Below are 24328 nucleotides of genomic sequence, written 5' to 3'. Positions count from 1 at the left end.
GCATCGAAGCCATGGAAGACCCCGCTGCCTCCTCGGCCACGCCTTCAGCCAGCCCGTCAGTCATACCCGCAGGGCAGCCTTTCGTGCCGGTGATCACCGGGGGAGACGTGGGCGCGTACTCCCTGGCCCGGGAGTTCCACGAGGCGTACGGCGTGATCTCCGCGGTGGTCCCGACGTCCCTGAACCGCAACCTGAAGCACTCAGCCATCCTGGAGGCCTTCCCGGCCGGGCCCATGACGGAGGAGCAGCCCGTCATCGACGCCCTCGTGCGGGTCGCCGGGCAATTGCGCGGGGAACCCCGCCGCCCGCTGTTGCTGCTGGCCAGCTATGACCACCTCGTGCGCTTCGCCGTCCGCCACCGCGAGACCCTCGAGGCCGCGGGCTACACCGTTCCCTATCCGGGTGAGGACGCCCTGGATGCGGCAGCCCTCAAGGAGAACTTCTACGCACTGTGCGAGCAGTACGGGGTGCCGTATCCGAAGACCGCCACCTACGACGCCGGCTCCCACACCCCCGAGGCCGCGCGCCGGTTCGCTGCCGGGCTGGGCCTGACGTACCCCGTGATCCTCAAGGCCGGTGACGGCGGGGCGTGGGCGGACATCCGCTTCGAGGGCCGGCGCAAGGTGCACATCATCGAGGGGGCCAACACGGGCACCGGTGCAGGCACCGACGCGGACACTGGCACCGGGGGAGCCGCCGAGGTGGAGGCCCTCCTCGGCAAAGCCAGCGCAGCCGGTTATCGTGGCGCCTTGATCGTCCAGGAGATGGTGCCCGGCCCGGACTCGCAGCTGGGTATCGCCACGTTCTTCCGTGACCGCACCGGTTCCACCCGGCTCGTGTCCTACGGAGAGGTCATCGTTGAGGACCATGCCCCCGGCCTGGAGGGCAATGCGCGAGCGGTGCTGGCCTCCGCACACCCGGTGATCGCGGACCAGGGGACCACCCTGATGGACGCGCTCGACTGGCACGGTTTCGCGATGTTCGACACCAAGATCGACCCCCGCACCGGCGTGGCCCAGTTCCTGGAGATGAACCCACGGCTGGGCCGGAACCACTACTACCTCACGGCCGCCGGGGCGAACCCGGCCCCCTACCTGGTGGAGGAGTATCTGAACGTGGACCTCAAGACGGACCAGCGGCTGGACGAGGGGTGGGTGACCACCACCGGTCCCGCCCTCATCACCACCATCCCGCTTTCCCTGGTGGACCAGTACGCCACTGACGCGCAACGGCAGCGCATCCGGCAGGCGAAGCGGGCCGGGCGGGTCGTGCGCCCCTTCTCCTACCCCGCGGACCGCGACCTGCGGCGCGAGCTCTATCTTCGCGCCGCCGAGCTGAAGGCGCGTCGGGTGTTCCATGACCACCCGGCGCCCCGGGACTAGCCCCGACTGGCCCGGTGCCCCGCCCCATCCCCTGTACAGCCCCATCCCCTGTACAGCCCCATTCTCTGCACCGCCCCATCCGCTGAACCGCCCCTGACCCCTGCCCAGCCAGAGTTTCACCGCTGCCCCCAGGGGGTGGTAGGCTGGTCTCAATTGTTTTTGTGTGGCAATAGGGACACAGTCCGGGTTGCGGGGTTCTTGCGCGACGAATGCCACACTTTTGCACGCCTGCGGTCGTTCTCGCTGAACCCCCCGGGTGCGAAGAAACGACCATCAGCAGTCCAGGTTGACGCGGGCCCGTCCTGTGCGCCCGCCGGGCTGAAAGCAGGACAGCTGTGAGAGCAGCCAACCTGGAACCGAACAACGGAGAGACCAAGAGTGCCTACGATTCAGCAGCTGGTCCGCAAGGGCCGCTCACCGAAGGTCGTCAAGACCAAGGCTCCTGCACTGCAGGGGAACCCCATGCGCCGTGGCGTGTGCACCCGTGTGTACACCACCACCCCGAAGAAGCCGAACTCCGCGCTGCGCAAGGTGGCACGTGTCCGCCTCAACGGCGGCATCGAGGTCACCGCCTACATTCCGGGCGAGGGCCACAACCTGCAGGAGCACTCCATCGTGCTCGTGCGCGGCGGTCGTGTGAAGGACCTCCCGGGCGTCCGTTACAAGATCGTCCGCGGCGCCTTGGACACCCAGGGTGTCAAGGGCCGCGGCCAGGCCCGCAGCCGCTACGGCGCGAAGAAGGAGAAGAAGTAATGCCACGTAAGGGTCCTGCGCCGAAGCGCCCCCTCGTCGTCGACCCGGTCTACGGGTCCCCGCTGGTCACCCAGCTGATCAACAAGGTGCTGGTGGACGGCAAGAAGTCCACCGCCGAGCACATCGTCTACGGTGCCCTCGAGGGTACTCGTGACAAGGGCGGGGCCGATCCGGTGGCCACCCTCAAGAAGGCCATGGACAATGTCCGCCCGGCCCTCGAGGTCCGCTCCCGCCGCGTCGGCGGCGCCACCTACCAGGTGCCCGTCGAGGTCAAGCCGGGACGTTCCACCGCGCTGGCCCTGCGTTGGCTCGTGGGCTACTCCAAGGCCCGTCGCGAGAAGACGATGACCGAGCGCCTCATGAACGAGATCCTCGATGCCTCGAACGGTCTCGGTGCCGCGGTCAAGCGCCGCGAGGACACCCACAAGATGGCCGAGTCCAACAAGGCTTTCGCCCACTACCGCTGGTGATTCTCGTGCGCCCGGAAACCGTTACGGCGGTTTCCGGGCGCCGTGCCGCCTGCACTCGCTGCCGGCACCGGCTACCGGCATCACTACAGGACCCACCCACCAACCTTAGGGAGACACCGTGGCACAGGACGTGCTGACCGACCTCAAAAAGGTCCGCAACATCGGCATCATGGCGCATATCGATGCCGGCAAGACCACCACCACCGAGCGCATCCTCTTCTACACGGGCGTCAACCACAAGTTGGGCGAGACCCACGACGGCGCCTCCACCACGGACTGGATGGAGCAGGAGAAGGAACGCGGCATCACCATCACGTCCGCCGCGGTGACCTGCTTCTGGGACGACAACCAGATCAACATCATCGACACCCCGGGCCACGTCGACTTCACCGTCGAGGTGGAGCGTTCCCTGCGCGTGCTCGATGGCGCCGTTGCCGTGTTCGACGGCAAGGAAGGCGTGGAGCCGCAGTCCGAGACCGTGTGGCGCCAGGCTGACAAGTACAACGTGCCCCGCATCTGCTTCGTCAACAAGATGGACAAGCTGGGCGCCGACTTCTACTACACCGTCGACACCATCGTGTCCCGCCTCGGCGCCAAGCCGCTCGTGATGCAGCTGCCGATCGGTGCTGAGAACGACTTCGTCGGCGTGGTGGACCTGCTGTCCATGAAGGCGCTCGTCTGGGAGGGCGACTCCAAGGGTGACGTCACCATGGGTGCCGCCTACGAGACCCGCGAGATCCCGGCCGACCTCCAGGAGAAGGCCGAGCAGTACCGCGCCCAGCTCATCGAGGCCGTTGCCGACACCTCCGAGGAACTCATGATGAAGTACCTCGAGGGTGAGGAGATCTCCAACGAGGAGATCCAGGCCGGTGTGCGCCACCTGACCATCAACGCCGAGGCCTACCCGGTCTTCTGTGGTTCCGCCTTCAAGAACCGTGGTGTGCAGCCGATGCTGGACGCCGTGGTCTCCTACCTGCCGAACCCCATGGACGCCGGGGCCATCACCGGCCTCGACGTGAAGGACGAGGAGAAGGAGCTGACCCGCGAGCCCTCGAAGGAAGGCCCGTTCGCGGCCCTGGCCTTCAAGATCGCCGCGCACCCGTTCTTCGGTCAGCTGACCTTCATTCGCGTGTACTCCGGGCGCTTGAGCCCCGGTGACCAGATCCTGAACTCCACCAAGGGGAAGAAGGAGCGCATCGGCAAGCTGTTCCAGATGCACGCGAACAAGGAGAACCCGGTCGAGGAGGTCGTGGCTGGTCACATCTACGCCGTGATCGGTCTCAAGGACACCACCACCGGTGACACCTTGTGCTCCATCAGCGATCCGATCATCCTCGAATCCATGTCCTTCCCGGAGCCCGTGATCTCCGTGGCCATCGAGCCGAAGACCAAGGGCGACCAGGAGAAGCTCTCCACCGCCATCCAGAAGCTCGTCGCCGAGGACCCCACGTTCACCGTGAACCTCGACGATGAGACCGGCCAGACCGTCATCGGCGGCATGGGTGAGCTGCACCTGGACGTCTTCGTGGACCGCATGCGCCGCGAGTTCCGGGTCGAGGCCAATGTGGGCAAGCCCCAGGTGGCCTACCGCGAGACCATCAAGAAGAAGGTCGACAAGGTCGACTACACGCACAAGAAGCAGACCGGTGGTTCCGGCCAGTTCGCCAAGGTGCAGATGGCCTTCGAGCCGATGGACACCTCCGAGGGCGAGTTCTACGAGTTCGTCAACGCCGTCACCGGCGGTCGCATCCCGCGCGAGTACATCCCCTCCGTGGATGCCGGCATCCAGGACGCCATGCAGTTCGGCATCCTGGCCGGTTACCCCATGGTCGGCGTTAAGGCGACCCTCCTGGACGGCGCCTACCACGATGTCGACTCCTCGGAAATGGCGTTCAAGCTCGCCGGCTCCATGGTCTACAAAGAGGGCATGCGCCGGGCCAACCCGGTCATCCTCGAGCCGCTGATGGCCGTGGAGGTCCGCACCCCGGAGGAGTACATGGGCGATGTCATCGGCGACTTGAACTCCCGCCGTGGCCAGATCCAGTCCATGGAGGACGCGCAGGGTGTCAAGGTCGTCAAGGCCAATGTCCCGCTGTCCGAGATGTTCGGCTACATCGGCGACCTGCGGTCCAAGACCCAGGGTCGTGCCGTGTACTCGATGACGTTCGACTCCTACGCCGAGGTCCCCAAGGCCGTGGCCGACGAGATCATCCAGAAGAACAGCGGCGAATAGTCAGCTGTCACAGAACGTGTCCGGAAGGGTGGCGGAATCCCTGGTACTCCCAGGGGATCCGCCACCGGACCGGACAGGTGGCCCGTCCGCACTCCGGAGGATGGAACCACCACAGGACGGAAGGTCGGTCCGCGGAACAGGCGGTCCGAGTGGCCTGATCCAGGACCGGTCCTGACGCAATCCGGAGAATTATCACCAGCAGACAGATCGAAGTAGACTTTCCCAAGTTGTCAGCACGCCACCCGCGTCTGAGAAGTCTCTTCAGATGAACAGTTCTAGGAGGAACCTGTGTCGAAGGCAAAGTTCGAGCGGTCGAAGCCGCACGTTAACGTCGGTACCATCGGCCACGTTGACCACGGTAAGACCACGCTGACCGCCGCTATCTCGAAGGTCCTGTACGACAAGTACCCGGACCTCAACGAGGCACGCGACTTCGCGACGATTGACTCGGCGCCGGAAGAGCGTCAGCGCGGCATTACCATCAACATCTCCCACGTGGAGTACCAGACCGAGAAGCGCCACTACGCCCACGTGGACGCCCCGGGCCACGCGGACTACATCAAGAACATGATCACCGGCGCTGCCCAGATGGACGGTGCCATCCTCGTGGTCGCCGCCACTGACGGCCCGATGGCCCAGACCCGTGAGCACGTCCTCCTGGCCCGCCAGGTTGGCGTTCCCGCCCTGCTGGTCGCCTTGAACAAGTCCGACATGGTCGAGGACGAGGAGCTCCTGGAGCTCGTCGAGATGGAGGTCCGCGAACTGCTGTCCTCCCAGGAGTTCGACGGCGACGACGCCCCGGTCATCCGCACCTCCGGCCTGAAGGCCCTCGAGGGCGATGAGAAGTGGGTCAAGTCCGTCGAGGAACTGATGGACGCCGTGGACAGCTTCATCCCGGATCCGGTCCGCGACAAGGACAAGCCGTTCCTGATGCCGATCGAGGACGTCTTCACCATCACCGGCCGCGGCACTGTCGTGACCGGCCGCGCCGAGCGTGGCACGCTGAAGATCAACTCCGAGGTCGAGATCGTGGGCATCCGCGATATGCAGAAGACCACGGTCACCGGTATCGAGATGTTCCACAAGCAGCTCGACGAGGCCTGGGCCGGCGAGAACTGTGGCCTGCTGCTTCGCGGTCTGAAGCGTGAGGACGTCGAGCGCGGCCAGGTTGTTGTGGCTCCGGGTTCCATCACCCCCCACACCAACTTCGAGGGCAACGTCTACATCCTGTCCAAGGATGAGGGCGGCCGTCACAACCCGTTCTACTCGAACTACCGCCCGCAGTTCTACTTCCGCACCACCGACGTCACCGGCGTCATCACGCTGCCGGAAGGCACCGAGATGGTCATGCCCGGCGACACCACCGAAATGTCGGTCGAGCTGATCCAGCCGATCGCCATGGAGGAGGGCCTCGGCTTCGCCATCCGCGAGGGTGGCCGCACCGTGGGCTCTGGCCGCGTCACCAAGATCGTCAAGTGATCTAAGGCGTCAGCCAAGCATCAGCGAGAACCCCTTCGGCTTCGGCCGGAGGGGTTCTGGCGTTTAATGCTGTGCCTGTTCGAGGCATGGGTATTTGCGTCTCTGGTCAGGTCCTCCGGTTCGATACCCCCTGTTGGATCTGGGGGTTCCGGTGGCGGCGTCCTGCAGTGGGTCACGGCTGTGGACAACCGGGTCCGGCCTGCGGTGGCACCGTACGCTGTCGGTGTGGGGATCTTCATAGCGCTGGTATTCGGGCTGCTCGTCGGTGCGGCCGTGGCTCGGTTCGTGGTGCGCCGTGGGTCCGCCACGGCACCCGGTGAGGTGATGGGGACGTACACGCGCTCGGACCTCGCCCGCGCGTGGCAGCAGGGGTACGACGCCGGCTCGGCCGCGTCGGCCATCCCAACCGCCTCCGGTGTCCCAACGGTGACCGGCGCCCCGGCTGATCACGTCGCTGCGCCCGTCTCTCCATCCTTGCCGCCACCCTTCCCGTCTCCGTTGTCTCCTGCATCCCCTCCTGTATCTCCTCCGGCGTCCCCTCTTGCCTTTCTGCCCCCGAGCTCGTCCATCCCGGTGCAGACGCCTGAAGAACGGGCGGCGGAGAAGGAGAGGCGGGATCGGCGCAACGTCAACATCACCCTGTACACCGCATGCCTCCTGCTGGTGGCCGCCGCCTCACTGTTCATCGGGGCCGCACTGCCGGTGACGGCCAGGGTCGCGGGACTGGCCGTCGTCGTGGGCCTGTTCTACGGCGCGGGACTGGTGGTGCACGCGACGAGCCGCACCCTGCGACCGGCGGCCACCGCCTTCACCGGGACGGGGCTGGCGCTGGTGCCCGTGGCCGGGGTGGCCCTGGATGTGCTCGTCCTGCATGATCCGACCCTCTCCTGGCTGCTCACCTCGGCGGTGGGGACCGCCATGATGGTGTTCGCGGCAGTGCGCCTCGACAGCCGGATCGTGGCCTACCTGACGGTGCCGTTCCTGCTCAGCACCGTCATGGCCTCCGGCGCCGCAGTGCAGCAGGGTCTGGTGTGGGCCCTGATCGCCTCGATCGGCCTGGCTGTCCTGATGGCGTGGATCTCTGTGGAGGGACCTGGCCGCAACCGTTGGTTACCAGCCCGCTTTCGGACGGCATTCGCTCAGACCCATCAATGGATCGTGCCCGGCATGGTGGTCTTGGGGCTGATCGTCGGCGTCTGGATCGAGCCGGTGCAGATGCTCCTGCTCCTGTTGTCCGCGTGCGCCTACTACGCCACCGTCGCGGCGATCGGGCCGGAGCGGTACCGGTTGGCGGCCACCTACGCCGTGCGGTGCGGAGTCCTGCTGGCACTCGTCTCGTGGGCACTCATGCTGGACTGGTCGGCGGATCTCATGCTGACCTCGCTGGTCGTGTACCTCTGCCTGCAGATCCCGCTGGTGTGGCGTGGAGCCGGCGCTCGGGGCTACCTGCCGGTCGGTGTGGCGGCGATGGTGGACCATGCGGGCTGCTGGTTGGTGGCCGTGGCCCTGGCGGCCTCGTCCCAGTTCGCCGCGCTGGCCGGGCCGGTGCTCGGGACAGAAGGGCTGTTGCGGTTGACGCCGGGGATCGGCGTGGCCGCGGCCGTCGTGGTGGTCACCACGGCGGTATTCTCGCTGTTGTTCCTCCACACGAACCGTCTGGGCGAGGTGGGGGCACCGGCCACCGCGAACCTGCTCTGGCAGGTGACGACGCCCGTAGCCCTGACACCGCTGCTGATCTACCCCCAGATTCGTCCCGAGGGCTACGCCGGGTCCGGTGATGGCCGCGGCTGGAACCTCGAGATCATCCTTCTCGTGATCATGGCGGTCGAGGCCATCGCCCTGGTACTGCTGCGGCGCCGCGGCCAGCACAGCCGGATCGACACCCGCCTCGTTCCCCACGTCATCGCCACCAGCGGTGTCGTCCTCGTGTACCTCGCCGCCTTCCGATGGGCTGATCCGCCCGGAGACTCAGCGCTGACACTGACCGCCCTCGCCGCGGTGCTCTGGGCCACGGTGACGGCCCTGCACCAGGGGCCGCTGACGGTGCGCGGTGGTCTCACCATGGACGCCGAGGGGCGGCTCGCCACAGACGGGCCGGCCGGCAGGGAGAACCCGGCTGGCAGGGAGAATCCGGCTGGCACAGAGGAGCCAGACGGTGGGGCGGGGCCAGACGGCAGAGCGGTGCCAGCCGACGCGACGCTGCCGGCGGCAGTCTGGTCAGGAGCCAGCCTGTTGGCCGTGGTCCTTCTGCTCGCGACCTCCCTGTCCCACGGCGGTGCGTTGCTGGGCTGGTATGCCCTCGCCGTGATCACGGCAGCGGTGGCCCTACGGTGGTTGGGTTCCGGCGCGCTGGGGGACCGGCAGGTCGTCTGCCGCATCATGGTGCTGATCGTGGGCGGACTGACGTTGCTCACCGCAACCCTCCGGTTCGCCGACATGGCTGAGGCAGCTCGTGCTTCCATCAGCAGCTCGGAGCCCTTCACCGGAGTCTCGTCCTGGCACGTGGTGATCGCACTGGTGCTGCTGACGGGTTGGTTGGTGACGGTCGCCGTCCTCACCCGGGACCGGCTGCCGCAGGCCACCCGCACGGTGGTCCTGCTGGCCGGTCAGGCCTCGTCCGCCGTGTTGGTCTCCACGGTGGTGGACCGGCTCGGAGGCAACGAGTCCGCCGCCCGCGCAGCCGCCGTCGTGGCCCTGGTGGTCGGCTTGGCCCTGCGCTCCCGCTTTGCGCGGCGGTTGCCGGGCTCGGACCGGAGCGCGGGATCGGCGGGGTTCCTGACGGCTCCTGCCACGTCCTGGTTGGTGACGGGCGCCGTGATCATCCTGTGGTTCGTGGAGCTCGCAGCAGGGGAGGGCGACCGCGCCGCACTCATGGTCATGGCACTGGCCCTGATGGGGGCCGGGCTGGTGCTGCGGGTTTCCGCCGGCGGCCACTGGGCCGTGCTGGCGGGAGCGGTGGGACTCGTGGTGGTGGCTAGCGCCTGGTTCGATCTCACGGGTGGCTGGCTGCCGGCCGCCCTGTTCCCGACGTCGGCCGCTGCGGCCTTGATCCTGCTCCTCACCCTGTCCGTGGCGGCCTGGGAGATCTCGGTCTCGACGGGGTGGCCGGTGCCGACATCCGGCCGCGAACGGGCTTCCTTATCCTCCCGCTCCTCCTTATCCTCCTCCTCCTCCTCCTTGTCCGCCTGGTCCTGGCTGAACGACCTCGCCCTCTTCCGTCCGGTGGCCGCGGCGACCGGATGGGCGGTGGCTCTCGTGTTGGGCCTGACCGGCGAGGTGGACCGGGATCCGCACCTCGGCGTCCTGGGGATGACGATGGCCGTCGGGTCACTGGTGCTGTACGTCTTCGCCCGAACGCGCGGGGTGGTGGCGCTGGTGGCCGGGACAGTCATCGGTGTGCCCGTGTCCGGCTGGATGCTCTCGCTCTGGTGGAAGGAGCAGGGATGGTGGTTCCCGGACGAGTCGTGGACGGCCGTCATCATCGGCATGCTGTCAGTGGCGGTCCTGGGACTGTGGGCGCTGGTGGACGCACGCCAGGGTCAGAGGTCGTTGACGGCGGTGGAAGCAACTGAAGCAGCTGAAGCAGCTGAATCGGGTGAATCGGCTGAATCGGTGGAGGCCAGGGGGCCAGCAGGGGTCCCGGTGGCGCTGGCACCGAGCGCCCTTCAGCGGCCGGCGATCCTGTGGCAGGGCGGACTGGCTGTGATGCTCGTGCTGGCGCTGGGAACCGTGGTGGCCCTCGAGCCGCGCGCCGGCCTACCCGAGAACGCCGTCGTCTGGACCGCCCTGGCGGTGGCAGTGGCGGGGATCTGGCTGACCGTCGATGCCTGGGGGAGGACGCTGCTGTGGGCCGAATCCCCGGGCAGGCAGACTCAGTGGGTCCTCTGGGGACAGGACGCGGCGGTCCTGCTGACGTTTGCGGCAGCGTCGCGCGCGTGGTGGCAGACCGCCGTCCCCGACGACCTGGGCCGCGCTGGCTGGTGGAATGTCCAACTGTTGGTGCTCGTGCTGGTGGGGCTAGGGTTCCGGCATGTGCTGCGGGAGCTGCGGGACCGGTCCCTACCGGGGCAAGAGGCGGGGCAAGAGCCGGGGCGGGAGAGGGGTGGCTCGCAGGCGGGCCGCGCGGAGACAGGTCTCCGCCGTCCCGTGACCTACTTCGGTGCGGCGGCAGGCATCTTCACGCTCGCGGCCCTCTATGTCCTCGCGAACGGCACCGCCCTCATGCAGCTGACCGTGCTGGGAGGCTTCGCCCTGCTCGTGGTGCTCGGCCTGACCCGGCGCGAACAACTCCTCACGTGGTGGGGCGCGGCGGGAGTCGCGATGTCGGTGCTGTGGTATCTGCGCGGCTATACCTACATCTACCTTGCGCTGCTGGGTCTGGTCCTGATCGTGTTGGCCGTGCGCCAATTGCGGCGTCACCAGGCCCGGCAGTCTGCCGGAGACCCGGACGTGACTCCGGACCTGGGCGTGGCCCCGGGCCGGGACCAGGCTGAGGGCACCAGAGGCCGGTAGACTGGATCCATGGAATTCCTCATTGCCCTGGTGGTCATCGCCGCGGTGGTCTTCGCGATCGTTCGACTGCGCAAGACCTTCGGCCGCGAGATCGACCGCGGAAAGCGCATCAAGCGAGCGAACGACCACCAGTGAACCCGAACGCAGACTCCAGCACCGGCGGTGCACGCTCCCGGTCACTCTCCACTTCACCCTCCGGCTCAACGTCCACCGGCACCCCCATCTCACCCTCCACCACACCCTCCGGCTCAACCCAGGAGACGCCAACGAGGAAGGGCACCATCCTCCCGGGTCCCCGGGCCCTCTACCGGGTCTTCGCAACGGCGGAGATGTTCACCTGGGCCCTCCTGATCCTGGCCATGGTGCTGAAATACTCCGGCGCCACCGAGGTCCTGATGCCCGCTGCCGGGGGAGCGCACGGGTTCGTGTTCCTCTGCTACTGCGTCGTGACCGTCGGCGTGTGGATCAACCAGCAGTGGAGCGCCGGTCGGGGAGCAGCGGCCGTCCTGCTGGCGGTCGTGCCATTCGCCACGTTGCCGTTCGAACGGTCGCTGGCCCGGCGCGGGGAACCGGATGCCACCTGGCGACTGGTGGATGGGCGCACCGGGGACCGCGGCCCACGGGGCTTCTGGGAGTCGCTCGAGGCCTGGGTCCTGCGGAACGTGATCCTGGCCGCGGTCCTGACGGCCGGCGTCGTGGTGGTGGTGTTCTCGCTGCTGCTGGTGGCGGGCCCGCCCGGCGAGTGGTTCGACTGACAGCTGGTTCGAAGGACGGCTGGTTCGGCTGACGGTGCCTAGTCAACTGATGGCGTCTATTCGACTGCCAGTGTTGACGTTCAGCTGAATTAGCGCCTGGGGCGCGGATCTGTCATACTGGATCAGTTGCTCAAGCGCTTGGGCGTGTGTGGAGTCGTGTCCGTGAGGTTCGGATTCCGCCGCCCGAGACCAAATCAACACACAATCCCCATCAGGATCTGGCGGTCCTGTGATCAGCTGTGTCTCTGGCATGTTCACGCATGTCTGCGGGGCAGATCACGACACGCCCGACCGCGTGGGTCGAAGCCCCGACAGGGCGAGGAACCCGGTTCTCCGGATTCGGTCTGTGCGGGTGGATATAGAAGCGCGGGACCGGTTCGCCAGGCCCGTTGCACACAGGGACAGGTACGTGTAACGCGTACGAAGCACAGGACGAAAGAGGCATGACGCCATGGCGGGACAGAAAATCCGCATCCGGCTGAAGTCGTATGACCACGAGGTCATCGATACTTCGGCTCGGAAGATCGTCGACACGGTCACGCGCGCAGGCGCAACGGTGGTGGGCCCCGTGCCGCTGCCGACTGAAAAGAACGTGTACGTCGTGATCCGCTCTCCCCACAAGTACAAGGACAGCCGCGAGCACTTCGAGATGCGCACGCACAAGCGGCTGATCGACATCATCGACCCGACGCCGAAGGCTGTCGACTCGCTCATGCGCCTCGACCTTCCGGCCGACGTCAACATCGAAATCAAGCTCTGAGAGGGAGGTGCTGAGAAACTATGACCATCACGCGAAACGTCAAGGGCCTGCTGGGCACGAAGCTCGGCATGACCCAGGTCTGGGATGCAGACAACAAGCTCATCCCCGTCACTGTCGTCCAAGCTGAACCCAATGTTGTGACCCAGCTGCGCAATGCGGAGGCCGACGGCTACGCCGCCGTCCAGATCGCCTACGGGCAGATCGACCCGCGCAAGGTCACCAAGCCGCTCGCCGGCCACTTCGAGAAGGCCGGGGTCACCCCGCGCCGTCACGTGGTCGAGCTGCGCACCGGCGACACCGCCGAGTACACCCTCGGCCAGGACGTCACCGTCGAGGTCTTCGAGGCCGGCCAGAAGGTCGACGTCGTCGGAACCACCAAGGGCAAGGGCTTCGCCGGTGTCATGAAGCGTCACGGCTTCTCCGGCGTCGGTGCCTCCCACGGTGCCCACAAGAACCACCGCAAGCCGGGTTCCGTCGGTGGCGCGTCCACCCCGGGCCGCGTCTTCAAGGGCCAGCGCCTTCCGGGCCGCATGGGCGCCGTTCGCCAGACCACCCAGAACCTCACCCTCCACGGCATCGACGTGGAGAAGAACCTGCTGCTGATCAAGGGCGCCGTCCCGGGTCCTCGCGGCCGGGTCGTCCTGGTTCGCACTGCAGTGAAGGGAGCATGAGCAGATGGCTACCAACGCAACTAACGCAGAAGCCAAGACCGTCAAGGTCGACCTGCCCGCCGAGATCTTCGATGTCCAGGCCAACGTGCCGCTGATGCACCAGGTCGTGGTGGCCCAGCTGGCCGCCGCTCGCCAGGGCACCCACAAGGTCAAGCGTCGGGGCGAGGTCTCCGGTGCCGGCCGCAAGCCGTTCAAGCAGAAGGGCACCGGCCGCGCCCGTCAGGGCTCGATCCGCGCCCCGCAGATGGTGGGCGGCGGTGTGGTCCACGGCCCCGAGCCGCGTGACTACTCGCAGCGCACCCCCAAGAAGATGAAGGCCGCCGCCCTGCGTGGCGCCCTCTCTGACCGCGCTCGCAACGGCCGCATCCACGTGATCGAGGAACTGGTCCCGACCGGTGCCCCGACCACCCAGGGTGCCAAGGCGATCCTGTCCTCGTTGACCACGGGACGCAAGAACATCTTGCTGGTCATCGAGCGTACTGACGACACTGCGGCGCTGAGTGCCCGCAACCTCGTGTCGGTGCACACCCTGTACTTCGATCAGCTGAACACGTATGACGTGCTGGTCAGCGATGACGTGGTCTTCACCCAGGCTGCCTACGAGGCGTTTGTGGCCAAGGCCGGCGCACAGAAGGAGGATGCCAAGTGAGCGGCTCCATCAACAAGAATCCCCGCGACGTGGTCATTGCCCCGGTCGTGTCGGAAAAGAGCTACGGCCTGATCGACGAGGGTAAGTACACCTTCCTGGTCGACCCGCGCTCCAACAAGACCGAGATCAAGCAGGCGGTTGAGGCCATCTTCTCCGTCAAGGTTGACTCGATCAACACCCTGAATCGTGCCGGCAAGCGTAAGCGCACCAAGTTCGGTTGGGGCTCCCGCAAGAGCACCAAGCGCGCGGTCGTGACGCTCAAAGAGGGCACGATTGACATCTTCGGAGGTCCGCTCGCCTGAGGCGTAGCGGAGACCACTTAATCGAGGAACTGACACATGGCTATCCGTAAATACAAGCCGACCACCCCGGGCCTTCGTGGCTCGTCCGTGGCCGACTTCGCAGAAATCACCCGGACCACCCCGGAGAAGTCGCTGCTTCGCCCGCTCACCAAGAGCGGCGGACGCAACAACTCCGGCAAGATCACCACCCGCCACAAGGGCGGCGGCCACAAGCGCCAGTACCGCGTCATCGACTTCCGTCGTCATGACAAGGACGGCGTGCCGGCGAAGGTCGCTCACATCGAGTACGACCCGAACCGCACCGCCCGCATCGCCCTGCTCCACTACGTGGACGGCACCAAGCGCTACATCCTGGCCCCGGCCAAGCTGAACCAGGGTGACACCATCGAGGCTGGCGCCACCGCGGATATCAAGCCCGGCAACAACCTGCCGCTGCGCAACATCCCGCTCGGCACCGTCATCCACGCGGTGGAACTGCGTCCGGGCGGCGGCGCCAAGCTGGCCCGCTCGGCCGGTTCGTCCATCCAGCTGGTCGCCCGTGAAGGCAAGTACGCCCAGTTGCGTCTGCCCTCCGGCGAGATCCGCAACGTGGACGTGCGCTGCCGCGCCAGCATCGGCGAGGTCGGCAACGCCGAGCAGTCGAACATCAACTGGGGCAAGGCCGGCCGCATGCGGTGGAAGGGCGTTCGCCCGACCGTCCGCGGTGTGGTCATGAACCCCGTCGACCACCCGCACGGCGGTGGCGAGGGCAAGACCTCCGGTGGTCGTCACCCGGTCAACCCCAATGGCAAGCCAGAGGGCCGCACCCGCCGCCCGAACAAGGAAAGCGACAAGCTCATCGTGCGCCGTCGCCGTACCGGCAAGAACAAGCGATAGGAGCCTGGAGACATGCCACGTAGCCTGAAGAAGGGCCCCTTCGTTGATCAGCACCTCTACCTCAAGGTGGACGCTGAGAACGAAAAGGGCACCAAGAACGTCATCAAGACCTGGTCCCGCCGGTCCATGATCATCCCCGACATGCTCGGGCACACGATCGCGGTGCACGACGGACGCAAGCACATCCCGGTGTTCATCACCGAGTCGATGGTCGGGCACAAGCTCGGCGAGTTTGCACTCACGCGGACTTTCCGCGGTCACGTGAAAGACGACCGGAAGGGCAAGCGCCGCTGACGCGGGGCTTGACCGTCCGAGACACTCGAAAGAAGGAAAGCAATGGAAGCCAAGGCAATTGCGCGCCACCTGCGTGTAACGCCGATGAAGGCCCGGCGCGTCGTCAACCTTGTCCGTGGCAAGCAGGCGAACGAAGCACTGGCCATTTTGAAGTTTGCCCAGCAGGGCGCTTCGGAGCCGGTGTACAAGCTGGTCGCCTCCGCGGTGGCCAACGCCCGGGTCAAGGCCGACCGCGAGGGCACGGCGTTCAACGAGGACGCCCTGTTCATCACTGAGGCCTTCGTCGACGAAGGACCGACCATGAAGCGTTTCCAGCCGCGTGCCCAGGGCCGCGCCGGACGCATCAACAAGCGCACCAGCCACGTCACCGTGGTCGTTGCGACCGAGGAAGAGGAGGGGAAGTAACCCATGGGTCAGAAGATCAACCCGAACGGTTTCCGCCTCGGCATCACCACCGACCACGTCTCGCACTGGTTCGCTGACTCCAGCAAGGAAGGCCAGCGGTACAAGGACTTCCTGAAGGAAGACATCAAGATCCGCGAGCTGATGACCATCGGCATGGAGCGCGCCGGCATCTCGAAGGTGGAGATCGAGCGGACCCGTGACCGTGTGCGTGTGGACATCCACACCGCTCGTCCCGGCATCGTCATCGGCCGCCGCGGCGCCGAGGCCGATCGCATCCGCACCGAGCTCGAGAAGCTCACCGGCAAGCAGATCCAGCTGAACATCCTCGAGGTCAAGAACCCCGAGATCGATGCCCAGCTGGTCGCCCAGGGTGTGGCCGAGCAGCTCGCTTCGCGCGTGGCGTTCCGCCGTGCGATGAAGAAGGCCATCCAGTCCGCCACTCGTGCAGGTGCCAAGGGCATCCGCATCCAGTGCGCCGGTCGCCTGGGTGGCGCCGAGATGTCGCGCTCGGAGTTCTACCGCGAAGGCCGTGTGCCGCTGCACACCCTGCGCGCGAACATCGATTTCGGCAAGTTCGAAGCCAAGACCACCTTCGGCCGCATCGGCGTGAAGGTCTGGATCTACAAGGGCGACCTGACGGCCAAGGAACTGGCCGCCAAGGAAGCTGCTGCACCGTCCGGCCGTGGGGCCCGCGGTGGCGACCGTCGTGGACCCGGTGGTCCCGGTGGTGGCGATCGCCGCCGTCGCAACGACCGCGCCCCGCGTCAGGACGCTGCTGCAGGCTCTGCGCCCGCTGAAGGAGGCAACGCCTGATGTTGATTCCGCGTCGAGTCAAGCACCGCAAGCAGCACCACCCGAAGCGCTCGGGCATGGCCAAGGGCGGCACCGCCGTCACGTTCGGCGAGTGGGGCATCCAGGCCCTGACCCCGGCCTACGTGACCAACCGTCAGATCGAGTCCGCTCGTATCGCCATGACGCGCTACATCAAGCGCGGCGGCACCGTGTGGATCAACATCTACCCGGACCGCCCGCTCACCAAGAAGCCGGCCGAAACCCGCATGGGTTCCGGTAAGGGTTCGCCCGAGTGGTGGGTCGCCAACATCAAGCCGGGTCGTGTGCTCTTCGAGCTCTCCGGCGTCAGCGAGGACGTGGCCCGCGAGGCGCTGCGCCTGGCTATGCACAAGCTGCCTTTGAAGGCACGTATCGTCCGCCGAGAGGGTGGTGAGTGATCATGGCTACCGGTTCGAAGGAACTGAACGTCGAGGCCCTGGACGGCCTGGACAACGCCCGTTTGGCCGAGGAGCTCAAGCGCTCCAAGGAGGAACTGTTCAACCTGCGTTTCCAGTCGGCCACCGGCCAGCTGGACAACCACGGCCGTCTGAAGACCGTCAAGCGCGACATCGCCCGGATCTACACGATCCTGCGTGAGCGTGAGCTGGGCATCCGCGAGGATGTCGAGGCTCCGGCAGAGGACGTCGCGGACGCCAAGGCTGACAAGGCCTCCAAGAAGACCGCCAAGAAGAGCACCCAGGCAACCAAGGCCGCTTCGGCCGAGGAGACCGAGAAGACCGAGAAGACCGAGGAGGAGGCCAAGTGACCGAGAACGCGAACGCATCTGCAGCCAACGAGGCCTCGGAGCGCGGCTACCGCAAGTCGCTCCGCGGCATCGTCGTGTCCGACAAGATGGACAAGACGATCGTCGTGCAGGTCGAGGACCTGAAGAAGCACGCCCTGTACGGCAAGGTCCTGCGCACCTCCAAGAAGCTGAAGGTCCACGACGAGGAGAACACCGCCGGCGTCGGCGACCGTGTCATCCTCGCCGAGACCCGTCCGTACTCCGCCACCAAGCGGTGGCGCCTGGTCGAGGTCACCGAGCGCGCCAAGTAAGCGCGAGGTCACCACAACCTCAGGACAAGCCCAGCCCGACGCCGGCCGGCACCGCATACGTGCGGTGACGGCCGGCGTCGTGCGTTGGGGTGGAGGTGATGGTGGTGGTCCGCTACCACAGACGGTCAATTCGCCCGCTGGGCCCCCGGTGGGCTAAGATGGACCATCTGTGCGCCCTTGTTGGCGGGACTATCCACCCCGCGCGCCAAGGGTTTCGCAAAACTTCTCGATCAGCCGCCTCGGCCTTGCCCTGCGGATGGACGGTTGTTGCAGCGCTGGTTCTCGTCTGACAGGGGAACCGGAAGGCTCTGCAGCCGGCCCATACGCCACTGGGGCAGGGGTAAGTGGCCCGGGAACATCAAAATATCCGTTCCGCAAGGCTCGCCCGGCTTCGGGGGAGAACCAGCGCGACGACAGGAGTAACGAGTGATTCAGCAGGAATCGCGGCTTAAGATCGCCGACAACACTGGTGCCAAGGAAATCTTGACCATCCGTGTTCTCGGTGGATCCGGACGCCGCTACGCAGGTATCGGTGACACCATCGTCGCCACCGTGAAGGACGCCATCCCGGGCGGCAACGTCAAGAAGGGCGACGTCGTCAAGGCAGTCATCGTTCGGACCAAGAAGGAACGCCGTCGTCCCGATGGCTCCTACATCAAGTTCGACGAGAACGCCGCCGTCATCCTCAAGACCGATGGCGAGCCCCGCGGCACGCGCATCTTCGGCCCCGTGGGTCGCGAGCTGCGTGACAAGAAGTTCATGAAGATCGTGTCGCTGGCACCGGAGGTGATCTGACACATGTCCAAGATCAAGAAGGACGACCTCGTCCAGATCATCGCCGGCAAGGACAAGGGCAAGCAGGGCAAGGTCCTGCGCGTCTTCCCGTCCCGTGACCGGGTGCTGGTGGAAGGCGTCAACCGCGTCACCAAGCACCTGCGTGCCGGCCAGAACAACAACGGTTCCACCGAAGGCGGCCTGCAGGTCGTCGAGGCCCCCGTTCACGTCTCGAACGTGGCCGTCGTGGATCCCGAGACCCAGAAGCCGACCCGTGTGGGTTACCGCTTCGAGACCGTGGAGAAGAACGGCGAGTCCAAGACCGTCAAGGTCCGCTTCGCCAAGGCCTCCGGAAAGGAGCTGTGATGACTGAGGTGCAGACTGCAGACACCACCGCCCCGAAGGTGGCCCCGCGCCTGAAGAACAAGTACCGCGAAGAGATCCGCGGAACCCTTCAGGAGGAGTTCGCCTACGCCAACCTCATGCAGATCCCCGGCCTCGTGAAGGTCGTCGTGAACATGGGTGTCGGCGAGGCCGCCAAGGACTCGAAGATCATCGACGGCGCCATCCGCGACCTGACCCAGATCACGGGCCAGAAGCCGCAGGTGACCAAGGCCCGCAAGTCCATCGCGCAGTTCAAGCTGCGTGAGGGCATGCCGATCGGCACCCACGCGACCCTGCGTGGCGACCGCATGTGGGAGTTCCTGGACCGCCTGGTCACCTTTGCGCTGCCGCGTATCCGTGACTTCCGCGGCCTGTCGCCGAAGCAGTTCGACGGCAACGGCAACTACACCTTCGGTCTGGCCGAACAGTCGGTCTTCCACGAGATTGACCAGGACAAGATCGACCGCGTGCGCGGCATGGACATCACTGTGGTGACCACCGCCAAGACGGACGACGAGGGACGCGCGCTGCTCAAGGCGCTCGGCTTCCCGTTCCAGCCGTTCGACAAGCCCACGAAGTCCACTCAGAAGTAATTATCTACGTTGCAGGTCCCCACCGGTGTACCGGGAAGGGAAACCGTAACGAGGAAGGGCACGAAGCCCACATGACCATGACAGATCCTGTCGCAGACATGCTGACGCGTCTGCGCAACGCCAACTCGGCCTTCCACGATTCCGTGGAAATGCCGTCGTCCAAGCTGAAGATTCGCGTGGCCGACATCCTCAAGTCCGAGGGCTACATCGCTGATTACAAGGAAGAGGACGCCCAGGTGGGCAAGAAGCTCGTCATCGAGCTGAAGTTCGGTCCTCAGCGCGAGCGGGCCATCGCCGGCCTGCGCCGCATCTCCAAGCCCGGTCTGCGCGTGTACGCCAAGTCCACCAACCTGCCGCACGTGCTGGGCGGCCTGGGTATCGCCATCCTGTCCACCTCCTCCGGTCTGCTCACCGACCGCCAGGCAGCCAAGAAGGGCGTAGGTGGGGAAATCCTCGCTTACGTCTGGTAACGGCTAAGACGGAAGAAAGGTAGAACAGACATGTCACGTATTGGACGTCTTCCGATTACCGTGCCGTCCGGCGTCGAGATCAAGATCGACGGATCGAACGTTGCCGTGAAGGGCCCCAAGGGCGAACTGAGCCACGTTGTGGCCAGCCCGATCGAGGTCTCGTTCGAGGAGGGCACCATCACGGTGACCCGCCCGAATGACGAGCGCGAATCGCGTTCGCTGCACGGCCTGACCCGTACCCTCATCTCGAACATGATCGTCGGTGTCACCGACGGTTACGAGAAGCAGCTCGAGGTCATCGGCACCGGTTACCGCGTGCTGGCCAAGGGCTCGGACCTCGAGTTCGCCCTCGGCTACTCGCACCCCGTTCCCGTCAAGGCCCCGGAGGGAATCTCCTTCAAGGTCGAGGGCAACAAGGTGACCGTGGTCGGCATCGACAAGCAGCGCGTCGGCGAGACCGCTGCGAACATCCGCAAGCTGCGCCGTCCTGACCCGTACAAGGGCAAGGGTGTGCGTTACGCAGGCGAGGTTATTCGCCGCAAGGCCGGAAAGGCAGGTAAGTAATGTCCACGCTGAAAGTGAAGGGCAAGGGGAAGTTCGTCTCCCGCACCCGCCGCCACTTGCGCGTTCGCAAGCGGATCTCCGGCACTGCCGTCCGTCCCCGTCTGGTGGTCAACCGCTCCGCACGTCACATCTTCGTGCAGGTCGTGGACGACACCCGCGGTGTCACCCTGGCCTCGGCCTCCACCATGGAAGCCGACCTGCGCGCCCTCGAGGGCGACAAGTCCGCCAAGGCGAAGAAGGTCGGCGAGCTGGTGGCCGAGCGTTCCAAGGCCGCCGGCATTGAGGCCGTGGTCTTCGACCGCGGCGGCAACAAGTACCACGGTCGTGTGGCCGCCGTCGCTGACGGTGCCCGGGAAGGTGGGCTGCAGCTGTGAGCGAGTCGAACACCGAGAGCAACAAGAAGGACACTCAGGTGACCGAAAACACCGAGAACACTGCCGTTGGTGGCGCGTCTGAGACCGCTGCCGGTTCGGCCAGCCAGTCCACTGAAGGCCAGGGCAACCGTGGCGGGCGTGGCGGCAACGACCGCGGCCGCGGCGGCAACGCCGGCGGTAACGACCGCGGTGGCCGTGGCGGACGCCGCGACGACCGTGGTGGCCGTGGCGGTCGCGACGACGACAAGGACAAGTTCCTGGAGCGCGTCGTGGCCATCAACCGTGTGTCCAAGGTCGTCAAGGGTGGTCGTCGGTTCTCCTTCACCGCCCTGGTGATCGTGGGCGACGGCGACGGCCTGGTGGGCGTCGGCTACGGCAAGGCTAAGGAAGTTCCGGCAGCCATCCAGAAGGGCGTGGAAGAGGCCAAGAAGTCCTTCTTCCGCGTTCCGCGCGTCGGCTCCACCATCCCGCACCTCGTGCAGGGTGAGGACGCCGCCGGTGTGGTGCTCCTGCGTCCGGCTTCCCCGGGTACCGGCGTGATCGCCGGTGGTCCGGTCCGCGCCGTGCTGGAGTGCGCAGGTATTCACGACGTGCTGTCGAAGTCGATGGGGTCCGCCAACGTGATCAACATCGTGCGCGGCACCGTGGATGCCCTCAAGCAGCTGGAGGAGCCCCAGTCCGTGGCTGCCCGTCGTGGCAAGACCCTGGACGAGGTCGCTCCTCACGCGATGCTCCGCACCATGGAGCAGGATCGCGCGAAGAAGAGCGAGAAGGCAGGTGCCGCCAATGGCTAATTTCAGCACGCGTAAGAACGTCGCCGTGAGCGATGCCACGCTGGAAATCACCCAGATCAAGTCCGCCATCGGCGGTAAGCAGAACCAGCGCGACACCCTGCGGTCCCTCGGCCTCAAGCGGATCGGCCACACGGTCAACCGCAAGGCCGATGAGGTCACCGTGGGCATGGTCAACACCGTGCCGCACCTGGTGAAGGTTGAGGAGGTCAACAATGGCTGATGAACGCTCAGTTGACAACACTGTCGAAGGCGCGAACGCGATCAAGGTCCACGACCTGCGTCCGGCCCCCGGGTCCAAGAAGTCCAAGACCCGCGTGGGTCGCGGCGAGGCATCCAAGGGCAAGACCGCTGGCCGCGGTACCAAGGGCACCAAGGCGCGCTACCAGGTGAAGGCCGGCTTCGAAGGTGGCCAGGTGCCGCTGCAGATGCGTCTGCCGAAGCTGCGTGGCTTCAAGAACCCGTTCAAGGTCGAGTTCCAGGTCGTGAACCTGGACAAGCTGTCGGAGCACTTCCCGGCCGGCGGCGACGTGACCGTGGACGATCTGATCGCCAAGGGCCTGGTCCGCAAGAACCAGCCGGTGAAGGTCCTCGGGACCGGCGAGATCACCGTGGCGGTGAACGTGAAGGCGAACGCCTTCTCGTCCTCCGCAGCGGAGAAGATCTCCGCAGCCGGCGGGTCCACCGAGACCCTCTGAACTGGATCAGACCGGTTCTGAACCGGTTCGGCGCGAGCTCAGCGTAGCCTCGCGTTAATCCAAAGTTGGCCCCCGGGCCGCCGTCCATGTGCGTTTTGCGTGGATAGCGGCACGGGGGCCTTCTTCTTTCCGTTAGACTCGGTCAGTGGTTCCGGCAACGGTTCTGCCGAAGGCAACCCTTCGCCAGTTCTTCTTTCCGCGTCCAACCACAGCACCATCCACCTCCAGGAGGACGCTTGTTCAGCGCGATTGCCCGGGTTTTCCGGACGCCCGACCTGAGGCGAAAGATCTGGTTTACCCTAGGGATCGTCGTCATCTACCGGCTCGGGGCGTTCGTTCCTGCCCCCGGTGTTGACTACGGGACCGTGCAGGTCTGCCTGGATCAGGGCAACACCACGGGCGGCCTGTACTCGTTCGTGAACATGTTCTCCGGCGGCGCGATGCTGCAGGTCTCCGTCTTCGCCCTCGGCATCATGCCGTACATCACGGCGGCCATCATTGTGCAGCTGCTGCGGGTGGTCATTCCCCGCTTCGAGGAGCTGCAGAAGGAAGGCGCCCAGGGCCAGTCCAAGCTGACCCAGTACACGCGTTACCTCACCGTGGCGCTGGCGCTGCTGAACGCCACGACCATCGTCTCCCTGGCACGCACCGGTGCTCTGCTCGGCTGTAACCTGCCGATCGTGCCGGATGACAGCCTCCCGGTGATCCTGCTGATGATCGTCACCCTGACGTCGGGAACCGTGCTGATCATGTGGCTCGGCGAGCTCATCACCGAGCGGGGCGTGGGCAACGGCATGTCCCTGCTGATCTTCCTGTCCATCGCCGCCGGCTTCCCGGCCGGCCTGGGCCAGATCTGGTCCACGCAGGGCTGGCGCGTGTTCGGCATCGTGCTGATCGTCGGCCTGCTGACCATCATGGCCGTCGTGTTCGTGGAGGAGTCCCAGCGCCGCGTGCCCGTGCAGTACGCCAAGCGCCAGATCGGCCGCCGTACCGTGGGCGGGACGTCCACCTACATCCCGATCAAGGTGAACATGGCCGGCGTGATCCCCGTGATCTTCGCGTCCTCCATCATGATGCTCCCGGGCATCCTCATCCAGTTCAACACCCCGCAGGACGGCACCACCCCGCCGCAGTGGGTCATCTTCCTCTCCGAGTACTTCGGCACCGGATCGCACCCGGTCTACATGATCCTGTTCTTCCTGTTGACGATCGGTTTCACGTACTTCTACGTGACGATCACGTTCAACCCGGTCGAGATCAGCGACAACATGAAGAAATACGGCGGTTTCATCCCGGGTGTCCGTGCTGGCCGCCCGACCGAGAAGTATCTCGAGTACGTCATCAGCAGGATCACCTTCCCGGGCGCGATGTACCTTGGTGTCCTGGCGATGATCCCCATGATCGCCTTCGTGCTGATCAACGCCGACCAGAACTTCCCGTTCGGCGGCATCTCGATCCTCATCATGGTTGGCGTTGCGTTGCAGACCATCAAGCAGATCAATGCGCAGATGGAGCAGCACAACTACGAGGGCCTGCTGCGGTAGCGGTAAACCCCAGACGTACTCCTGAAAACCGAATATTCACGCTGATCGACAGTAAGGAATACCTATGACCCGCATGCTGATGATGGGCCCTCCTGGGTCCGGCAAGGGCACCCAGGCTTCCCGTATTGCGGACAAGCTCGGCATCGTGGCCATTTCCACGGGCGACATCTTCCGGTACAACGTCAAGGAAATGACGGAGCTCGGCAAGGAAGCCAAGAAGTACATGGACAATGGCGACTTCGTTCCGGACGAGGTCACCAACCGCATGGTCGCCGACCGCATCCGCCAGTCTGACGCCGAGCACGGCTTCCTGCTGGACGGTTATCCGCGTACTGCCGGTCAGGTGGAGGCCCTTGACGGCTTCCTGACGGAGGACGGACAGGCGTTGACCGTCGTCATCGAGCTGACGGTTCCGGACGAGGAACTCGTCGCACGACTGCTGAATCGTGCAGAGACCGACGGGCGTGCTGACGACACCGCCGAGGTCATCCAGCACCGCCTGGACCTCTACCACGAGCAGACACAGGCCGTGATCGAGTCCTACGTGTCCCGCGGCATCGTGGCCCGCGTGGACGGCACCGGCCAGATCGACGACATCACCGAGCGACTGCTCCAGGCCGTGTACTCCGTCCGTGAGCGCACCGGCAACCTCCCTGTGGTCCAGCCGATCGGCCAGGGCGACGCCGAGAATCCCGAGTAGTCCAGAGC

30 protein-coding genes are annotated in these 24328 nt (G+C 65.9%); all 30 read left to right on the top strand.

What is annotated here, in order from left to right; translation table 11 throughout:
- The first annotated feature begins 11 nt into the window (after positions 1-11).
- Positions 12-1382, top strand: a complete 1371-nt coding sequence (locus BOSE125_RS10480) for a hypothetical protein (RefSeq protein WP_159552342.1) — start codon at positions 12-14, stop codon at positions 1380-1382.
- 378 nt (positions 1383-1760) lie between these two features.
- Positions 1761-2135 (top strand): 30S ribosomal protein S12, encoded by a 375-nt coding sequence (gene rpsL / locus BOSE125_RS10475; RefSeq protein ID WP_091692838.1) that lies wholly within the window; start codon positions 1761-1763, stop codon positions 2133-2135.
- Positions 2135-2605, top strand: coding sequence for a 30S ribosomal protein S7 (gene rpsG, locus BOSE125_RS10470; protein WP_115931898.1), 471 nt, complete (start codon positions 2135-2137; stop codon positions 2603-2605). Before rpsL ends, rpsG begins: the two co-directional genes overlap by 1 nt.
- 118 nt (positions 2606-2723) lie before the next feature.
- Complete coding sequence (gene fusA, locus BOSE125_RS10465; protein WP_159552340.1) at positions 2724-4838, top strand: elongation factor G; 2115 nt, start codon at positions 2724-2726, stop codon at positions 4836-4838.
- A gap of 288 nt (positions 4839-5126) precedes the next feature.
- Complete coding sequence (tuf, locus tag BOSE125_RS10460; protein ID WP_159552338.1) at positions 5127-6317, top strand: elongation factor Tu; 1191 nt, start codon at positions 5127-5129, stop codon at positions 6315-6317.
- A 573-nt stretch (positions 6318-6890) separates the two neighbouring features.
- Positions 6891-10829, top strand: a complete 3939-nt coding sequence (locus tag BOSE125_RS10455) for a hypothetical protein (RefSeq protein ID WP_159552336.1) — start codon at positions 6891-6893, stop codon at positions 10827-10829.
- Between the two features lie 9 nt (positions 10830-10838).
- A complete protein-coding gene (locus BOSE125_RS18115) occupies positions 10839-10964 on the top strand; it encodes a hypothetical protein (RefSeq protein WP_256375976.1) in 126 nt (41 codons plus the stop codon).
- Positions 10961-11584, top strand: a complete 624-nt coding sequence (locus BOSE125_RS10450) for a DUF3817 domain-containing protein (protein WP_371300590.1) — start codon at positions 10961-10963, stop codon at positions 11582-11584. The genes BOSE125_RS18115 and BOSE125_RS10450 overlap by 4 nt, the downstream gene beginning before the upstream one ends.
- A 451-nt stretch (positions 11585-12035) precedes the next feature.
- Entirely contained in the window at positions 12036-12344 is a 309-nt protein-coding gene (gene rpsJ, locus BOSE125_RS10445; protein ID WP_010145320.1) for a 30S ribosomal protein S10, read from the top strand.
- 20 nt (positions 12345-12364) lie between these two features.
- Positions 12365-13015 carry a 50S ribosomal protein L3 gene (rplC, locus tag BOSE125_RS10440; RefSeq protein ID WP_115931895.1) on the top strand — a complete coding sequence of 217 codons (651 nt, stop codon included), beginning with the start codon at positions 12365-12367 and terminating at the stop codon, positions 13013-13015.
- A 4-nt stretch (positions 13016-13019) separates the two neighbouring features.
- Positions 13020-13664 (top strand): 50S ribosomal protein L4, encoded by a 645-nt coding sequence (gene rplD / locus BOSE125_RS10435; protein WP_159552334.1) that lies wholly within the window; start codon positions 13020-13022, stop codon positions 13662-13664.
- Entirely contained in the window at positions 13661-13966 is a 306-nt protein-coding gene (rplW, locus tag BOSE125_RS10430) for a 50S ribosomal protein L23 (RefSeq protein ID WP_115931893.1), read from the top strand. Before rplD ends, rplW begins: the two co-directional genes overlap by 4 nt.
- Positions 13967-14002: 36 nt before the next feature.
- A complete protein-coding gene (gene rplB, locus BOSE125_RS10425; protein WP_115931892.1) occupies positions 14003-14842 on the top strand; it encodes a 50S ribosomal protein L2 in 840 nt (279 codons plus the stop codon).
- Between the two features lie 12 nt (positions 14843-14854).
- Positions 14855-15136 carry a 30S ribosomal protein S19 gene (gene rpsS / locus BOSE125_RS10420; RefSeq protein WP_115931891.1) on the top strand — a complete coding sequence of 94 codons (282 nt, stop codon included), beginning with the start codon at positions 14855-14857 and terminating at the stop codon, positions 15134-15136.
- Positions 15137-15178: 42 nt separating this feature from the next.
- Entirely contained in the window at positions 15179-15541 is a 363-nt protein-coding gene (rplV, locus tag BOSE125_RS10415) for a 50S ribosomal protein L22 (RefSeq protein WP_159552332.1), read from the top strand.
- 3 nt (positions 15542-15544) lie between these two features.
- Positions 15545-16354 (top strand): 30S ribosomal protein S3, encoded by an 810-nt coding sequence (gene rpsC / locus BOSE125_RS10410; RefSeq protein WP_159552330.1) that lies wholly within the window; start codon positions 15545-15547, stop codon positions 16352-16354.
- On the top strand, positions 16354-16770 hold the full coding sequence (gene rplP, locus BOSE125_RS10405; protein WP_115931888.1) for a 50S ribosomal protein L16: 417 nt from the start codon (positions 16354-16356) through the stop codon (positions 16768-16770). Before rpsC ends, rplP begins: the two co-directional genes overlap by 1 nt.
- A 2-nt stretch (positions 16771-16772) precedes the next feature.
- Complete coding sequence (gene rpmC, locus BOSE125_RS10400; RefSeq protein ID WP_159552328.1) at positions 16773-17138, top strand: 50S ribosomal protein L29; 366 nt, start codon at positions 16773-16775, stop codon at positions 17136-17138.
- Entirely contained in the window at positions 17135-17428 is a 294-nt protein-coding gene (gene rpsQ / locus BOSE125_RS10395; RefSeq protein ID WP_115931887.1) for a 30S ribosomal protein S17, read from the top strand. Before rpmC ends, rpsQ begins: the two co-directional genes overlap by 4 nt.
- Before the next feature lie 426 nt (positions 17429-17854).
- Positions 17855-18223 carry a 50S ribosomal protein L14 gene (rplN, locus tag BOSE125_RS10390; protein WP_115931886.1) on the top strand — a complete coding sequence of 123 codons (369 nt, stop codon included), beginning with the start codon at positions 17855-17857 and terminating at the stop codon, positions 18221-18223.
- 3 nt (positions 18224-18226) lie between these two features.
- Positions 18227-18568 (top strand): 50S ribosomal protein L24, encoded by a 342-nt coding sequence (gene rplX, locus BOSE125_RS10385; RefSeq protein ID WP_115931885.1) that lies wholly within the window; start codon positions 18227-18229, stop codon positions 18566-18568.
- Positions 18568-19179, top strand: coding sequence for a 50S ribosomal protein L5 (gene rplE / locus BOSE125_RS10380; RefSeq protein ID WP_159552326.1), 612 nt, complete (start codon positions 18568-18570; stop codon positions 19177-19179). The genes rplX and rplE overlap by 1 nt, the downstream gene beginning before the upstream one ends.
- 71 nt (positions 19180-19250) lie before the next feature.
- Complete coding sequence (gene rpsH, locus BOSE125_RS10375) at positions 19251-19649, top strand: 30S ribosomal protein S8 (protein WP_159552324.1); 399 nt, start codon at positions 19251-19253, stop codon at positions 19647-19649.
- Positions 19650-19679: 30 nt separating this feature from the next.
- A complete protein-coding gene (rplF, locus tag BOSE125_RS10370; protein ID WP_159552322.1) occupies positions 19680-20213 on the top strand; it encodes a 50S ribosomal protein L6 in 534 nt (177 codons plus the stop codon).
- On the top strand, positions 20213-20587 hold the full coding sequence (rplR, locus tag BOSE125_RS10365; RefSeq protein ID WP_159552320.1) for a 50S ribosomal protein L18: 375 nt from the start codon (positions 20213-20215) through the stop codon (positions 20585-20587). Before rplF ends, rplR begins: the two co-directional genes overlap by 1 nt.
- 38 nt (positions 20588-20625) lie before the next feature.
- Complete coding sequence (gene rpsE / locus BOSE125_RS10360; RefSeq protein ID WP_371300589.1) at positions 20626-21381, top strand: 30S ribosomal protein S5; 756 nt, start codon at positions 20626-20628, stop codon at positions 21379-21381.
- Positions 21374-21601, top strand: coding sequence for a 50S ribosomal protein L30 (gene rpmD / locus BOSE125_RS10355; protein ID WP_115931879.1), 228 nt, complete (start codon positions 21374-21376; stop codon positions 21599-21601). Before rpsE ends, rpmD begins: the two co-directional genes overlap by 8 nt.
- A complete protein-coding gene (gene rplO, locus BOSE125_RS10350) occupies positions 21594-22076 on the top strand; it encodes a 50S ribosomal protein L15 (RefSeq protein WP_159552316.1) in 483 nt (160 codons plus the stop codon). Before rpmD ends, rplO begins: the two co-directional genes overlap by 8 nt.
- 236 nt (positions 22077-22312) lie before the next feature.
- Positions 22313-23620: a preprotein translocase subunit SecY gene (secY, locus tag BOSE125_RS10345; RefSeq protein ID WP_159552314.1), complete on the top strand. Its 1308-nt coding sequence runs from the start codon at positions 22313-22315 to the stop codon at positions 23618-23620.
- 64 nt (positions 23621-23684) lie between these two features.
- A complete protein-coding gene (locus BOSE125_RS10340; RefSeq protein WP_159552312.1) occupies positions 23685-24320 on the top strand; it encodes an adenylate kinase in 636 nt (211 codons plus the stop codon).
- Positions 24321-24328: the final 8 nt, after the last annotated feature.

This window comes from Citricoccus sp. K5, assembly GCF_902506195.1.
GTDB lineage: Bacteria > Actinomycetota > Actinomycetes > Actinomycetales > Micrococcaceae > Citricoccus.
Note: the sequence above shows the minus strand (reverse complement) of the source record. Positions and strands in the feature narration are given on the sequence as shown.